Here is a 16,410-nt window from a genome sequence, read left to right as displayed (position 1 = left end):
CATGCGCGTTCCCTCTCCATCCGGGAGAGGGCGCCCGAAGGGCGGGTGGGCGCTCGGAAGAAGCAAGGTATGCGGCGGCGAGCAGACCTCACGCCAGCCTCTGGGCGGGGAGGGCACGAGGCGGGAGGTCCTGCCCGAACGAAGCTTCAGCTTTTCCGGGGCGGTGCCGTCGACCCGCGCACCACCAGCTCCGGCACGAAGCCCTCGTTCCCGGTATCCGGTGCCGATGCGCCCTGCTGCAGTTCGGCCATCAGGCGCAACGCCGCATGCCGCCCGATCTCGGCGGTCGACTGCCGCGCGGTGGTCAGCGCCGGCCAGGCCTGCTTGGAAAACGGGTTGTCCTCGAAGCCGGCGATCGACAGATCCCACGGCACGTCCAGCCCGGCCGACCGTGCCGCCGCCAGCACGCCGGCAGCGATCTCGTCGTTGCTGCCGAAGATCGCGGTCGGCGGCTCCTTCAGCGCCAGCAGCTTGCGCGCCCCGCGGAAGCCGTCGTCGAACGCGTAGCGTCCCGGCAGGATCAGCTTCTTGTTGAGCGCGATGCCGTAGTCCTTGAGTGCATCGGCATAGCCCTGGTAGCGCTCGGGGCTGGAACGATGATGCGGCTCGCCCCACAGGAAGCCGATCCGCGTGTGGCCAAGCTGGATCAGATGCTCGGTGATCGCATACGCCGCGTCGCGGTCGTCCACCCAGACGCAGGGCGAGCCGTCGGCCGGATCGGTGCGCGCCGCCAGGATGCGCACGAAGGCGATGTCGTGGGCCTTCAACGTGGCGATCAGCTGCGGCTGCTCGGACATCGGGGGCGCCAGCACCAGGCCGGCCAGGCGGGAGCGGCGCACCAGTGCGCACAGCTCCTCGGCCAGTTGCGGCGAGGTCGAATCGCAGGGATGGATCTGCAGGCCGAAGCCGCGCTCGCGGCAGGCCGACAGCACGCCGTTCTGCATGCTGATGACGTAGTGCGCGTTCGGATTGTCGTAGACCAGTCCGATCGCATAGGAATGCGCCGCGCGCAGGCTGCGCGCGGAGAGGTTGGGACGGTAGCCCAGCGCCTCGATCGCCCGCTCGACCTTCTCGCGCGTGTCCTCGCGTACCGAGGCTTCGCGATTGATCACCCGCGATACGGTCTTCAGCGACACGCCGGCGCGCTTGGCGACGTCCTTGATGGTGGCGTGACGCAACGACGGGTTCTCCGCAAGGCTGGCGCGCCATCCTAGCCCACCGCCACGCCGGCGTGGCGGTGCCTTCACTGCGGGCGCGCGCCATCGCCGTCACGCAGGCCCACGCGGTAACCACGCAAGCCGTAGAACAGGATGTAGAGGTAGCAGGGCACCATCAGCGCCGCGAACACCAGCTGGAAGTCGTAGTGCGTCTTCAGGTGCGCGAACAGCTGCGGCACCACCGCGCCGCCGGCGATGCCCATGATCAGCAGCGCCGAGCCGGCCTCGGTATGGCGGCCCAGCCGGTTGATCGCCAGCGGAAAGATCGCCGGCCACATCATCGCGTTGGCGAACCCCAGCGCCGCCACGAAGCCGACCGAGACATAGCCCCGGGTGAGATAGGCGCACACGCTGAACAGCACGCCCAGCACCGCCGACACCGCAAGGTAGCGTTGCTGCGAGATGATGCGCGGGATCAGCACCAGGCCGGCCACGTAGCCGAGCAACATGCCGCCCAGGGTGAAGGCGGTGAAGAACTTGGTCTGGTCCAGCGGCAGGTGGAACCCGGCGCCGTAGGTACCGATCGCGTCGCCCGCCATCACTTCCACGCCCACGTACACGAACAGGCACAGCACGCCCAGCCACAGGTGCGGAAAACCTTGGATGCTGGTGCCGGCATCATCCGCCTGCTCGCTGTTGGCGCTGGCCGGGCGGATCTCCGGCAGCGACGATCGCACGATCCAGAGCGCCAGCAGCGCCAGCAGCACGGCCATGCCCAGGTAGGGCGCATGGATCTTCGCGGCGAACGCATCCAGCAGCGCTTCGCGCGCCTGCGGCGTGGCCGCCGCGTGGACCTGCGCGTCGATGTCGCCGATGCCGGCGAGCACGAGCGACCCGATCAGGATCGGCGCCAGGATGCCGGCCACCTTGTTGCAGATGCCCATCACCGCGATGCGCTGCGCCGCGCTCTCGATCGGGCCCAGGATACTGATGTAGGGATTGGAGGCCGTCTGCAGCAGCGACAGGCCCGCGCCGATCACGAACAGGCCCACCAACGCGCCGGCGAAAATGCGCATGGTCGCGAACTGGCCGAACGCCATCGCGCCGACGGCCATCACGAACAGTCCCAGCGCCATGCCCTTCTTCATGCCGGTGCGCCGCAAGACCATCGACGCCGGAAGCGAGAACACGAAATAGGAAATGTAGAAGGCGAACGGCACGAGGAACGCGTAGACGTCTTCCACCTGGAAGGCGAGCTTGACGAAGGCGATCAACGGCCCATTGAGCCAGGTCACGAAGCCGAAGATGAAGAACAACAGCCCGATCACCAGCATCGGCCCCAGCGCCGAGGGCCTGGGTTGATCGGTCGCGAGCGTGGTGGACGACATGGACGGCTCCCGTCAGGCAAACGCATGGCGATGCGAGCGCCGTCAGCGGGCGCTCCCCCGGCCGGCTTTATGGCCTCGCTGGCCATCGTTGTCAATTTATGTCTGTCGCGAGCCTTTCCAGCGCGCCCATTTATGGCACCAACCAATGACCTATCCGCCGTTTCGCTGACGCACTGCGCCATCGCGGTGCAAGCCGGAGCAAAGCGGCCAAAGTGAGCTGCGCCGCGGCTTTGACGCGAGGTTTTCATATGTCGCGGCCATTAGTTCGTCGATCCATGTTGCGGCGCGTAAACCCACCTTCCGAAAATGCCGCCAATACGCGTTGACAACGTTGTCATCGCTGTCCAGACTCCGCCCCCGCCGACGTCCAGCGACGCCGGGCCAAAGTGCAAAGGGAGGAGTCGTGGCCGAGGTCGCCAACTCGAGGAGTCCGCAGCGCCTGAGGCAGGAGTCCCTTCTGCTGGCGGCCGACGTCGGCGGCACGCATGCGCGCGTGGGCCTGCTCAGTCGCCAGCCCAACGGCGCCAGCCCGGTCACCGTGCTGCGCTACCAGCGCTACGCCTGCGCCGAGTGGCCCAGCCTCACCGCCGTGCTGCAGCACTTCGTCACCTACCTCGATGCGCCGGCGCCGATCGACCAGTGCGTGGTGGCCAGCGCCGGCTACGTGCTGGACGACGCGATCGTCAACGACAACCTCGCCTGGCCGGTGTCGATCCGCGACATCCGCGAAACCCTGGCGCTGGACCACCTGGCGGTCATCAACGATTTCGAGGCGGTTGCCTGGGCGACCCAGTTCCTCACCGACGCCGACACGCTGCCGGTGATCGAGACCATCGCGCCGCCGCAGCGCGGGCCGGTGCTGGTGATGGGCCCGGGCACCGGCCTCGGCTCGGCGGTGCTGTTGCCGGGCCAGCCGCACGCGACCGTGCTCGCCACCGAAGCGGGACAGATCGCGCTGGCGCCCGGCAACGAGCGCGAGATCGAGATCCTGCGCCTGCTTGCGCGCGAGCGCGCGCACGTCGCCTTCGAGCACGCGTTGTCCGGCCCCGGCCTGCGCAACCTCTACCGCGCGATCGGCACGCTGCGCGGCACGCCCGCCGTGCTGGCCGAACCCGCCGCGATCACCCACGCGGCGCTGATGCGGAGCGACGCCGTGGCGGTCGAGGCGATGGAGGTGTTCTGCGGCCTGCTCGGCAGCTTCGTCGGCGACCTGGTGCTGCTCTACGGCGCGCGCGGCGGGGTGTTCCTCGCCGGCGGCATCCTGCCGCAGATCCGCCAGCTGCTGCTGGCCAGCCGCTTCCGCGAGCGTTTCTTCAACAAGGGCGTGATGCGCCCGTACCTGCAACAGGTTCCCGTACGACTGATGGAGCACGGCCAGCACGGCGTGATCGGCGCGGCCGGCCTGGCCCTGGCCGGCCACGTCGAACCGGGATGAGCTTCGAGACCGCATAACAAACGGGCGCAAGCCCTTGCAACCAACCAGCATCACCGCGACGCGCGTGCTGCTGATCCGACTGGAGGGGAGCACCATGTCACACCGCAAAACGCTGTTAGCCGCAAGCATCGTCGCCAGCCTTTGCCTGGCCGGCGCGCTGCACGCCCAGGACGCCACGCAGACCGGCGACAACGCCACAACCCCGCGCACCGACCGCGACAAGGTCAAGCAGCTGGGCACCGTCACGGTCACCGGCATCCGCAACGCCGAAACCGAATCGCTGGAAACCAAGAAGGCGTTCGACTCGCACGTCGAGGTCGTGACCGCCGAAGACATCGGCAAGCTGCCGGCGAAGAACGTTGCCGACACTCTGCAGCGCCTGCCCGGCGTGAACATCAGCTCCTCCAGCGCCAGCGAAGGCGGCTTCGACGAGAGCGACCGCGTGAGCCTGCGCGGCACCGCGCCCAGCCTGACCCAGACCCTGGTCAACGGCCACTCGATCGGCACCGGCGACTGGTTCGTGCTGAGCCAGGTGCAGACCGTCGGCCGCAGCGTCAGCTACAGCCTGCTGCCCTCGGAAATCGTCAACCAGGTGGTGGTCTACAAGAGTTCCGAGGCGCACCTGGTCGAGGGCGGCAGCGCCGGCTCGGTCGACATCATCACGCGCAAGCCGCTGGAATTCGCCAAGCCGATGACGGCCGAGGCGTCGATCGGCGGCGTGTATTCGGACCTGCCGGGCGATACCAAGCCCCAGTTCAGCGGCCTGTTCAACTGGAAGAACGACGGCGGCACCGCCGGCGTGATGGTGCAGGCCTTCTACGAGAAGCGCAGCCTGCAGCGCAACGGCCAGGAAGTGGTCGGCGGCTACCTGCCCACCACCATCGGCGGCAACACCGTCTACTACCCCAACGAGATCGGTGCGGTGCTGTTCACCCAGCAGCGCGAGCGCAAGGGCGGCGTGATCGACATCGAGTTCAAGCCGACCGACAACCTCACGCTCGACCTCAACGGCTTCTACTCCAAGCTCAAGGCCGACAACTTCAACCGCAACTACATGATGTGGGCCAGCAGCGCGCTGGCCAACGGTGGCGTGCTGACCCCGGGTTCGATCGACAACAACGTGGTCACCAGCGGCTCGATCAGCGGCGGCACCGGCGCCTACGGCGTGTACGACCAGATCTCGCGCCCGGGCGCGCAGTCCGAGTCGAAGTACCTGACCCTCGACGCCGACTGGCGCGTCACCGACCACCTCACGCTCAAAGGCCAGGTCGGCACCACCCGCGGCACCGGTTCCAGCCCGACCCAGGACGTGATGGAACTGGGCACCGCGGCCGGCGCGGGCGCCAGCTGGGACATGCGCGGCCTGGACAAGCCGATCAACTGGACGCTCGGCGGCGACAACAGCTCGACCTCGGGCATCCGCCCCGACATGGGCTGGATCTTCGGCGGCCAGGGCATCAAGGTGAAGGACAAGGAGGACTGGGCGCAGTTCGACGGCGAACTGGCCTTCGACGACGGCGCCATCAGCTCGTTGCAGTTCGGCGCGCGCTACGCCAAGCACACGCGGCAGAACCCGAGCGAGATCGCCCAGGGCCCGGACTTCGCCACCAACTGGACCGACCCGGCCGCCTATCCGACCAACGTGCAGCACTACCCGGGCGACTTCGGCAGCTCGCTGGGTGGCAGTTTCCCCGGCCCGATCTGGTACTGGACGCCCGGCCAGCTGGCGGCCATCGATGACGCCTTCGCCAACCGCGATCCGGTCTCGCGCTTCTACTTCAACGATGTCTACAAGGTGGAGGAGAAGGACTCGGCCGCCTACCTTCAGCTGAACTTCCAGTCGGGCATCGCCAGCGGCAACGTCGGCGTGCGCTACATCAAGACCAAGGAAAACATCGGCTACACCAGCACGGCGCCGGACGCCGAGGCCACTACGGTCACCGGCCCGATCACCGGCTCGGCCTTCGGCGACTACTACTGGAACACCTACCAGACCAGCTACGACAAGTTCCTGCCCAGCGCGAACCTCAAGTTCGCCCTCACCGACGACGTGCTGCTGCGCTTCGCCGCCTCGCAGACGATGACCCGGCCGGACTATTCCGCGCTGGCCGGCTACGTTTCCGCCGACGATCTGACCCACACCGGCAGCGGCGGCAATCCCAAGCTCAAGCCGCTGGTATCGAGCAACTTCGATGCCGCGCTGGAGTGGTACTTCTCGCCGCGTGGCCTGGTGTCGGCCGGCGTGTACGCGATGAACCTGAAGGACTACGTCAACTTCGGCAACGAGGTGCGCACCTTCAAGGACATGCAGGCCAGCGAGGCGGCCGGCCAGGACGTCTTCAACGACTACCTGATCAGCGTGCCGCACAACGTCGACGGCAAGGTGCGCGGCGTCGAGCTCAACTACATCCAGCCGATCGGCGACAACTTCGGCGTGCAGGCCAACTACACCTACGCCGACGCCCACGCCACCGGCGACGTGCCGCTGCAGGGCACCTCGAAGAATACCTACAACGTGTCGGGTTACTTCGAGAACCAGCGCTTCAACGCGCGCGTGAGCTACACCTACCGCTCGGAGTTCTACGCCGGCGTGAGTCGCACCGACACCTACTTCCAGCAGGGCATCGGCAACCTGGCCGCGTCGGTCGGCGTGCAGCTGACCGATTGGATGTCGCTGTCGCTGGACGCGATGAACCTCAACAATCCCAAGCTCAAGTACTACACGCAGAACGCCGCCTACGGGAAGCAGCCGTACGCGTTCTACGTCAACGGCCGGCAGTACTACCTCAACCTGCGCTTCAAGTTCTGACGCGCCGGAAACCCTCTCCCTCGGGAGAAGGTGGGCGCGGGCGGAGCGCGACGAGCGTTCCGCCCGCGTCCTGATCATTTGGAGTTTGGCAAACTCCCCGCCCGGGCCCGGCGGCTTGCCGGGTCCGCTTTTTGCCATGGAGCCCACGCATGCACCGCTTGCTACTCGGCCTGCTCCTGGGCCTGGCCGCCTCCTCCGCTTCCGCGGCAGCGGTCGAACCCTCGCTGATCCCGCGACCCGCGCAGCTGCGCCTGGCCAACGGCCAATACAGGCTGGCACCGGCCACGCCGTTGCGCATCCCCGCCCATGACGACGGTGCGCGCCATGCGGCCCAATTCCTGATGTCCCAATTGGCCCGCACGCACGGGCCCCGCCTTGCCCTGGCCGAAGGCGCGCCCATCGCGGGCGCCATCGCGCTGGTGCGCGATGTGCATGCCGGTCTGGCCGCCGGCGGTTACACGCTCGACGTCGGTGTCGATGGCATCCGCATCGTCGGCGCGGACGATGCGGGACTGCTGCATGGCACGGTCACCCTTTACCAGTTGCTGGACGAGGCCGGGCAGGACGCAGTCCCCGCGCTGCACATCGCCGACGCGCCGCGCTTCGCCTGGCGCGGACTGATGCTCGACTCGGTCCGGCACATGCAGACCCCGGACGAGATCCGCGCACTGATTGACCAGATGGCGCTGCACAAACTGGACGTGCTGCATTGGCACCTGACCGACGACCAGGGCTGGCGCATCGAGATCAAGCGCTGGCCCGAGCTCACGCGCGTCGGCGCGTGGCGCACGCCGCCGGCCGCGGGCGAGGACGGTGAGCCGGCGCGCTACGGCGGTTACTACACCCAGGAGACCATCCGCGCGCTGGTCGCCTACGCCGCCGCGCGCGGCATCACCATCGTGCCGGAGCTGGACCTGCCCGGGCACGCCACCGCGGCGGTCGCCTCCTATCCGCAGTTCGGCGTAACCGGCAAGCGCATCGCGGTGTCGCCGGATTGGGGCGTCAACACCACGCTGTACAACGTCGACGAGCCCACGCTCCATTTCCTGGAGAGCGTGCTCGACGAAGTGATGACGCTGTTTCCCTCGCGCTGGATCCACTTGGGCGGCGACGAGGCGGTGAAGGACCAGTGGCAGGCCTCGCCCGCGGTGCAGGCGCGCATGAAGGCGCTGGGCCTTAAGACCGAGGACGAGCTGCAGAGCTGGATGATGGCCCGCCTGGGCGACTACCTGAAGCGGCACGGGCGCCGCATGATCGGCTGGGACGAGATCCTGCAGGGCGGTGTGCCGGGCGACGCGATGGTGATGTCCTGGCGCGGCACCGAAGGCGCGGTCGATGCGGCGAAGCTCGGGCACGACGTCGTGCTCTCGCCCTCGCCGGACCTCTACTTCGACCAGCTCCAGAGCAGCAGCGACGACGAGGCCACCGGACGCATCCCGCCCAAGAGCCTGGCTGACATCTACGCGTTCGAACCGGTGCCGGCCGCGCTCGATGCGGCGCAGGCGCGGCACATACTGGGCGCGCAGGCCAATGTCTGGACCGAGCACATGCCGGACATGCGGCATGTCCAGTACATGGTGTTCCCGCGGCTGGATGCGCTATCCGAAGTGCTGTGGACGCCGCCGGCGCGCCACGACTGGGAGGGCTTCCTCGCGCGCCTGCCAGCACAGCTCGAGCGCTACCGCCGCGCGGGTATCACCTGGGCCGACAGCGCCTTCGCGCCTTCCATGGCGATCGACGAAGCGGCCGCGCGCGCCCATGGCAGGACGACGCTCACGCTGGCCAACCAGTCCGGCTTCGGCACCATGCGCTACACGCTGGACGGCAGCGCGCCCAATCCGGATTCACCGGCTTACGCAAAGCCGCTGGCGGTCACGCTGCCGCTGACCGTGCGCGCCACCACGTTTGCGCCGGATGGCAGCATCCTGGCACGGCGCGTGCGCCGCTTCGACGCGGCGGACCTGTATGCGCGCGACGGCAACACGCTGGTCAACTGCCCGGGCAATCCGTTCCGCCTGCGTGTGCAGCCGTTGCCCGATGCCACGTCGCGACGGCCGGTCTACACGATCAATCTGTTCAACGCATGCCAGGTGTGGCCCGCCGCGCCGCTGGATGGCGCGCAGGCGCTGCACGTGGAACTGGCCCGGCTGCCCAACAACTATGCGCTCGCGCATGAAGCCAAGCTGGTAGTGCAGCGACCCAGGACTACCGCGTTCGGTGAGCTGGTGATCCGTCGCGACAGCTGCGAGGGCGACATCCTGGCGACCCTGCCGCTGCCCGACCCGACCGCCGCGCCGCGCCGCTTCGCGCTCGACGCGCACTTCGAGCGTCAGCGGGGAGCGCACGACCTGTGCATGGCCTTCACCGCGCCCGGCGACGGGCCGTTGTACGCGTTTGGACGGCTATCGCTGGACGCCCCGCGCTGACGGCGCACGCGAGGGCGATGACGATGGACCAGCCGGCGCCCTCGACGGGGCAGCATGTTGCCCGCCGCCTGGCCTCGGTGGATGCCCTGCGCGGCTGCACCGTGGCGGCGATGCTGCTGGTCAACGATCCGGGCGACTGGGGGCACGTCTACTGGCCGCTGGAGCACGCCGCGTGGCACGGCTGCACGCCGACCGATCTGGTGTTCCCGTTCTTCCTGTTCGTGATGGGCGTGTCCGTGGCGCTGGCGATTCTTCCGCGGCTGGAGCAGGGCGTGGCGTCCGACCGGCTGCTCAATGCGGCGCTGTGGCGGGCGCTGCGCATCCTCGCGCTGGGGCTGGCGATCAACGCGCTGGCGGCGTGGTGGCTGCCGGGGCGCGAGATGCGCTGGCCGGGCGTGCTGCAGCGGATCGGCGTGTGCTTCGCGGTGGTCGCCGCGTTCGCCATCTACACGCCGCGACGCGCCTGGTGGCTTGCCATCGCGACGCTGCTGGCCGGCTACACCGTGCTGCTGCTGGCGGGTGGCACGCTGGACGAATGGAACAACATCGTCGACCGCATCGATGGCGCGGTCTTCGGGCAGTACGTGTGGGATCACAACCCCGCCACCGGGCAGGTGCACGATCCGGAAGGCCTGCCCGCCACGCTGCCGGCGATCGCCAGCAGCCTGCTTGGCCTGTGCGCGGGCGCGTGGCTGCGCGCGCGGCAACCGGGGCGGCTGCTCGCGGCGGGCCTCGTGGCGCTGGCGTTCGGTGCGGGCTGGTCGTCGTGGATGCCGCTCAACAAGAACCTGTGGACGCCCTCGTTCGTGTTGTGGACCGGCGGCTGGGCCATGCTGGCGCTGCTGGCGTGCCATTGGCTGGTCGACCTGCGTGGCTGGCCCGCGCTGGGCCGCCGCTTCGGCATGAATGCGATCGCCGCCTATGCCGGCTCCGAACTGCTGCAGATCGCGCTACCCGCGCTGGGCTGGCAGGAGCCGCTGTACCGGCATCTGTTCGCCGGCTGGATCGCGCCGCTGGCCGGTCCGTGGATCGCGTCGCTCACCTGGGCGATCGCCTTCGTGGCGTTGTGGTGGGCGATCGCGTGGGCGATGGACCGGCGCCGGCTCTACCTCAAACTGTGAGCGATCGCGTAGGGTGGTCTCGAACCCATCTGGCGCATTGGAGCCGGGGGACTGAAACCCATCCCGCGGTCGCATGCCATGAGCGAACGTCCCCTCATTCCGCGCCCCCTGGTCATCGCGCACCGCGGCGCCAGCGCGCATCTGCCCGAGCACACCCTGGCCGCCTACGCGCGCGCCATCGCCGACGGCGCCGATCTGATCGAGCCGGACCTGGTGATGACGCGCGACGGCGTGCTGGTGGCCCGTCACGAGAACGAGATCGGCGCGACCACCGACGTGGCCGCGCACCCGCGCTTCGCCGCCAGACGCACGCGCAAGGTCGTCGACGGCGTCGCGGTCGAGGGCTGGTTTACCGAAGACTTCACCCTGGCCGAACTCAAGACCTTGCGCACCCGCGAGCGTCTGCCCGACCTGCGCGGCACCGCCCACGACGGGCAATACCCGATCGCCACGCTGGAGGAAATCATCGAACTGCTGGCGATCGAGGGTGCGCGGCAGGGGCGGGTGGTCGGACTGATCCCGGAGATCAAGCACGGCACCTGGTTCCAGCGCCGGGGCCTGCCGATGGAGCAGCGTCTGCTCGACACGCTCGGGGCGCATGCCTGCACGCGCAGCGTGCCGGTGGTGATCCAGTCCTTCGAGCTCACCAACCTGCGCGCGTTGCGCCGCTGCCTGGGCGACTTGCCCAACGTGCGCCTGCTGCAGCTCATCGACGAGCCGCAGACGCAACCGTGGGATGTCGCGGTCGCAGGTGGCCACCTGCGCTACGCCGACCTGCTCACGCCCGACGGCCTGCGCGAGGTAGCGACCTGGGCCGATGCGATCGGCCCGAACGCGCGCGCCATCCTGCCGCTGGACGACGACGGCCGCCTCGGTGCGCCGACGTCACTGGTGCACGATGCCCATGCAGCGGGACTCCAAGTGCACGCGTGGACCTTCCGTCCGGAAAACGTGTTCCTGCCGCGCACGCTGTGGCGCGGCGAAGACCCGGGTGCGCGCAATGCCGCGGGGTCGATCGAGGAGATCCGCGCGCATCTGGAGGCCGGGGTCGATGCGTTCTTTACCGATGACCCCGCACTGGGTCGGTCCGCGGTGCGTTAATAACGCCTTTACAACAAATGTTGAATTTTTGCTGTGGGCACCTTAAGGTTCAGTCAAACGAGCCCCGCTTCCCCACAAAGCCTGTCTCGCCAGCACCGATCCCCCTATGCGGTTGCTGGCTTCCCTCAGGCACTCCTTGTGAACCGTTTTCGGACGCGGATGGACGATCGTGCTCGTTGCCACGAGGCATAACGATGGCCTCAGTCCTTCTATTCCAAAACAGGTTTTGGGGAGTTTTGCATGAGCTTGCAAGTTGCCAATCGCCCGGCCATCCGCCGGACGGCCCTCGCCGTCGCCCTGAGCGTGGGCTTCGCCGGCGTTGCCTTTGCACAGGCGACCACCGGCAGCATCTTCGGTGATGCACCGGCCGCCCAGGGCGAGACCGTCCTGATCCAGAACAGCACCGGTTTCTCGCGTGAAGTCGCGGTCGACGCTTCCGGTCACTTCGTCGCCAACCAGCTGCCGCTGGGCGACTACACCGTCACCCTGCGCCAGAACGGCCAGAACGTCGATTCCCGCAAGGACGTCACCCTGCGCGTGGGTGCCGGTACGCAGGTCTCGTTCGCTGCGGCGGGCGCGGCTGATGCCCAGAACCTGTCCGCCATCACCGTCAGCGCCAACGCGCTGCCGACGATCGACGTGACCGGCGTGGACTCGCGCACCGTCATCACCGCCGAGCAGCTGGCCAAGCTGCCGCTGGCGCGCAGCGCCGAAGCGATTGCGCTGCTGGCCCCGGGCGTGGTGCAGGGCAGCTCGCTGTTCCAGGGCCCGCTGGGCGGCCAGGTGGTCTCCTTCGGCGGTTCCTCGGTCACCGAGAACGCCTACTACATCAACGGCTTCAACACGACTGATCCGCTCAGCGGCTTCGGCGGCATCAGCCTGCCGTATGGCGCGATCGACCAGCAGGAAATCCTGAGCGGCGGCTACGGTGCGGCCTACGGTCGTTCCGACGGCGGCGTGATCAGCCAGGTCGGCAAGCGCGGCACCAACGAATGGCACTTCGGCGGCCAGGTCCAGTGGACCCCGAGCCAGCTCAAGGGCGACCCGAAGAACTGGCACTACGTCAACGCCGACGGCACCGACGGTGCCCTGCGCCAGTACCGCCAGGACAACAAGACCTGGGTGACCACGGTCGACGGTTACGTCGGCGGCCCGCTGATCAAGGACAAGCTGTTCATGTTCGCCGCCGTCGAGGCGGAGCGCGAGCAGGGCAAGTCCACCGGTTCGAACGTTGCCCCGTTCACCGACCACTACCGCTACGACAACCCGAAGTGGTACGGCAAGCTGGACTGGAACATCAACGACAGCAACATCCTCGAAGTCACCGGCGCGTCGAGCAAGTCCTCGTATGAAGGCCGTTTCAACAGCTTCGATTACGACACGCTGACCGAAGGCGACTTCAACAGCAACGACACCCACACCAAGAACGGCGCGGACATGTACTCCGCCAAGTTCACCAGCTACATCACCGACGACCTGACCGTGTCGGCGATGTACGGCAAGATGAAGGGCACCTGGTACAGCAACACGCCGGATTACGATCCGACCAACCCGTACATCTTCGGTGCGCAGGACCAGAACCCGGCGATCAACGGCGGCAACCCGATCACCAACAACCAGACGGTGTCGACGATCAACCTGCCGGGTCACCGCTCGACCACCACCAACCTGCGCCTGGACGTCAGCTACCACCTCGGCGATCACACGATCACCGCCGGTATCGACAACCAGAAGCAGGCCAACATCGACGCGGGCACCAAGTTCCCCGACGCCGGCCTGGGCTATGCCTGGGAATACAACACCATGGACGGCGACGCGGACACCTACATCATCGGTGGTCCGGGCACCGCGCAGCCGGGTGCCGACTGGCGCAACTCGCCGTGGGTCGCCAACACCGGCTCGCAGCCGGGTGGTGAGAGCGGCTTCTACGTCGCCCAGTACCGCTACCACGACAACGCCTCGGTCCGCGTGGACCAGAAGGCGCAGTACATCGAGGACACCTGGCAGGTCAACGACCGCTGGATGGTCAAGATCGGCCTGCGCAACGACCAGTTCACCAACTACGGTGGCGGCGGCGACGCGTTCCTGCGCCTGACCAAGCCGCAGTGGGCGCCGCGCGTGGGCTTCAGCTGGGACGTCAACGGCGACTCCAGCTTCAAGGTCTACGGTAACGCCGGTCGTTACTACCTGGCGCTGCCGACTTCCGTCGCGCTGCGTTCGGCTGGTACCTCGCTGTACACCCGCGTGTACTACACCTACACCGGCATCGACGCCAACGGCGTCCCGACCGGCCTGACCCCGATCGACACCAGCCGTGGCGCCGGCGAGCCGCTGTCCAACAACGGCGAGTACGGTTTCCCGCGCGATCCCAAGACCGCCGCGTCGACCAACCTCAAGTCCGAGTACCAGGACGAGTACATCCTGGGCTTCGACAAGAAGCTGGGCGATTCGTGGGTGTGGGGCGCCAAGGGCACCTTCCGCAACCTGCGCAACGCGATCGACGACATCGGCGACAACGTCTCGATCATCGCCAAGATGAACGCGATGGGCATCGACCCGGCGACCTACGACGCCAGCCAGATCCCGGCCAGCTTCCTGATCAACCCGGGTTCGACCTCGAACTTCCTGGTGCCGAAGCTCGGTGGCGGCTACTACGAGGTGCCGATGACCTGGCGTGGCGACTTCGCCTTCAACACCACGATGAAGCGCAAGTACTACGGCCTGAACCTGTACCTGGAGCATCCGTTCGACGGCAAGTGGTACGGCAAGGTCGACTACCTGTTCTCGCGCAGCTACGGCAACGCCGAAGGCCAGGTCCGTACCGACATCGGCCAGACCGACGTGTCGGCCACGGTGGACTGGGATTACGCCGCGACCATGGACTACGCCAACGGCGCCCTGGCCAACGACCGTCGCCACCAGATCAAGGCGTACGGCTCCTACCAGCTGACGCCTGAGGTGATGGTGTCGGGCAACCTGGCGATCCTGTCGGGCATGCCGCGTACCTGCCTGGGTTACTACGGCGCCGACCAGACCAATCCGGGCCTGGGCTACGGTCCGTACTACCACTTCTGCGACGGCGTTCCGTCTTCGCCGGGCGACAGCCGCAACCCGTGGACCTACAACCTGAGCCTGAGCGCCGAGTACCGTCCGGAGTGGGCGGACAAGCACCTGGCCTTCAACGTGATGGTCTACAACGTGTTCGACAGCCAGAAGACCACGCAGGTCTACCCGATCTCGACGAGCGCCAGCTACAAGCGTCCGTACAGCTCGCAGACCCCGCGTTACGTCCGCTTCGGCGTGTCGTACGACTTCTGAGGTCGTAAGTAACATCCGGGCTGTCCGCAGTCCGTTGCAGCACCGGGGCCGCAGGTTTACCTGCGGCCCTTTTTTTGTGCGCGCAACCGGTCGCGCTTCGTCACCGGACCCCCTTGCCGCGCGGTAGGATGAATGCCTGGACCGCCACTCGGGGACGGCGTTCGCCGCAAGCGCCATGCACGTGCAGGAATTGATCATCACCTGGGCCACGCCGATCTTCTTCGCACTGATCGGCCTGGAACTGCTGGTGGCTCGCTGGCGTGGCCGTGCGGCCTACCGCACCGGCGACGCGATCAGCAGCATCGGCCTGGGCGTGATCTCCCAGGTCGTGGGCGTGTTCGGCAAGCTGCTCTCGATCGGCATCTACGCGTGGGTCGCCGTGCACGTCGCCCCGATTGACCTGCCCGCCGGCAACATCGCCGTGTGGCTGGTCGCGCTGCTTGCCTACGACTTCCTTTACTACTGGCTGCATCGCGCCGGCCACGAGGTGAACGTCCTCTGGGCTGCCCATGTGGTGCACCACCAGAGCGAGCACTACAACCTCTCCACCGCGTTGCGCCAGACCGGCAGCGGCGTGCTGCTGGGCTGGCTGTTCTATCTACCGATGGCGCTGGCCGGCATTCCGACCGAAGTGTTCGTGGTGGTCGCGCTGATCGACCTGCTCTACCAGTTCTGGGTGCACACCGAACAGGTCGGCCGGCTGGGCTGGTTCGACCGCGTGTTCTGCTCGCCCTCCAATCACCGTGCGCACCACGCAGTCAATGATCGCTACCTGGACCGCAACTACGGCGGCATCCTGATCGTCTGGGACCGGCTGTTCGGCACCTTCGTCGAAGAAGACGATGCGGACCCGCCGGTGTACGGCACCCGCGCCCCGCTACGCAGCTTCAATCCGCTGTGGGCGAACGCCGAGGTGTACTGGGCGGCGGCGAAGGACATGTGGCATGCGCGACGCTGGCGCGACAAGGCGCTGGTCTGGCTCAAGCCGCCAGGCTGGCGCCCGGCGGACGTGGTTGCGCGTTTCCCCAGGCCCGCGTTCGACATCCGGCGCGAGCGCTTCGATCCGCCGATGCCGCGCGCGCTGACCCTCTACTGCCTTTTGCAGTTCGCGTTGCTGCTGGGCATGGCCACGCACTTCCTTGACCTCAGCGCTCGCGCGAGCCTGTCGACGCTGCTGGCCTACGCGGCCTATCTTGTCGGCAGCCTCACCGTGCTGGGCGCACTGATGGAAGGCCGACGCGCCGCGCGCTGGATCGAAGCGGTGCGCGTGCTGGCCACGGCACTGTTGCCCTGGGCGACCGGTCGCTGGTTCGGCGTCGCGCAGTTGGATCCGCGGTTCGCGATGGCGATGATGGGGATCTTCGGCCTGGCCGCCCTGGCATTGCCGTGGCTCATTCCGGCGCGTACACCGTCCGTCGCGGGAACGCACCCGGCGTCGGCCGCGAAAGGCCCCTCGGTGGGAATCCACTGACCCCAGACCTGACCGATCCGTTGCGGGAGCGCCCCGCGACCGCGTGGGCAGGAAGGCCATCGCGGAGGGCGGCAGGCGGTCGCGCCCGAAGGCGCGCGTGAGGTGATCAAGCATCGCTGTAGCTGATGCCCGCACACCGCCATCTCCCGGCAGAGATGTTCCAGACGGAACGATGGATGCCAAC

General features: G+C 67.7%; 9 protein-coding genes. 7 read left to right on the top strand and 2 right to left on the bottom strand.

What is annotated here, in order from left to right; genetic code table 11:
* Nucleotides 1-146 precede the first annotated feature (146 nt).
* Nucleotides 147-1,178 carry a LacI family DNA-binding transcriptional regulator gene (locus tag ACFWZ1_RS16665; RefSeq protein ID WP_231322328.1) on the bottom strand — a complete coding sequence of 344 codons (1,032 nt, stop codon included), beginning with the start codon at nt 1,176-1,178 and terminating at the stop codon, nt 147-149.
* 65 nt (nt 1,179-1,243) lie between these two features.
* The gene (locus ACFWZ1_RS16660) at nt 1,244-2,545 is read right to left on the bottom strand and encodes a sugar MFS transporter (protein ID WP_439667257.1); all 1,302 of its coding nucleotides are present in this window, start codon (nt 2,543-2,545) and stop codon (nt 1,244-1,246) included.
* Between the two features lie 403 nt (nt 2,546-2,948).
* On the opposite strand from ACFWZ1_RS16660, the gene glk reads away from it, so the two are divergent.
* The 7 genes from glk (at nt 2,949) to ACFWZ1_RS16625 (ending at nt 16,226) form a co-directional block, all read left to right on the top strand.
* Nucleotides 2,949-3,980, top strand: a complete 1,032-nt coding sequence (glk, locus tag ACFWZ1_RS16655) for a glucokinase (RefSeq protein ID WP_439667256.1) — start codon at nt 2,949-2,951, stop codon at nt 3,978-3,980.
* Between the two features lie 94 nt (nt 3,981-4,074).
* Nucleotides 4,075-6,789, top strand: a complete 2,715-nt coding sequence (locus ACFWZ1_RS16650) for a TonB-dependent receptor (RefSeq protein ID WP_439667255.1) — start codon at nt 4,075-4,077, stop codon at nt 6,787-6,789.
* Between the two features lie 149 nt (nt 6,790-6,938).
* A complete protein-coding gene (locus ACFWZ1_RS16645; RefSeq protein WP_439667254.1) occupies nt 6,939-9,215 on the top strand; it encodes a beta-N-acetylhexosaminidase in 2,277 nt (758 codons plus the stop codon).
* Between the two features lie 17 nt (nt 9,216-9,232).
* Entirely contained in the window at nt 9,233-10,336 is a 1,104-nt protein-coding gene (locus ACFWZ1_RS16640; RefSeq protein WP_439667253.1) for an acyltransferase family protein, read from the top strand.
* A gap of 78 nt (nt 10,337-10,414) precedes the next feature.
* A complete protein-coding gene (locus tag ACFWZ1_RS16635; protein WP_439667252.1) occupies nt 10,415-11,437 on the top strand; it encodes a glycerophosphodiester phosphodiesterase in 1,023 nt (340 codons plus the stop codon).
* A 240-nt stretch (nt 11,438-11,677) separates the two neighbouring features.
* Nucleotides 11,678-14,755 (top strand): TonB-dependent receptor plug domain-containing protein, encoded by a 3,078-nt coding sequence (locus tag ACFWZ1_RS16630; protein WP_231322293.1) that lies wholly within the window; start codon nt 11,678-11,680, stop codon nt 14,753-14,755.
* Between the two features lie 175 nt (nt 14,756-14,930).
* Nucleotides 14,931-16,226: a sterol desaturase family protein gene (locus ACFWZ1_RS16625; protein ID WP_439667251.1), complete on the top strand. Its 1,296-nt coding sequence runs from the start codon at nt 14,931-14,933 to the stop codon at nt 16,224-16,226.
* The last annotated feature ends 184 nt before the right edge of the window (nt 16,227-16,410 follow it).

It is taken from the genome of Frateuria sp. GZRe14 (genome assembly GCF_051900395.1).
Classification (GTDB): Bacteria; Pseudomonadota; Gammaproteobacteria; order Xanthomonadales; family Rhodanobacteraceae; genus Frateuria_A; species Frateuria_A edaphi.
Note: the sequence above shows the minus strand (reverse complement) of the source record. Positions and strands in the feature narration are given on the sequence as shown.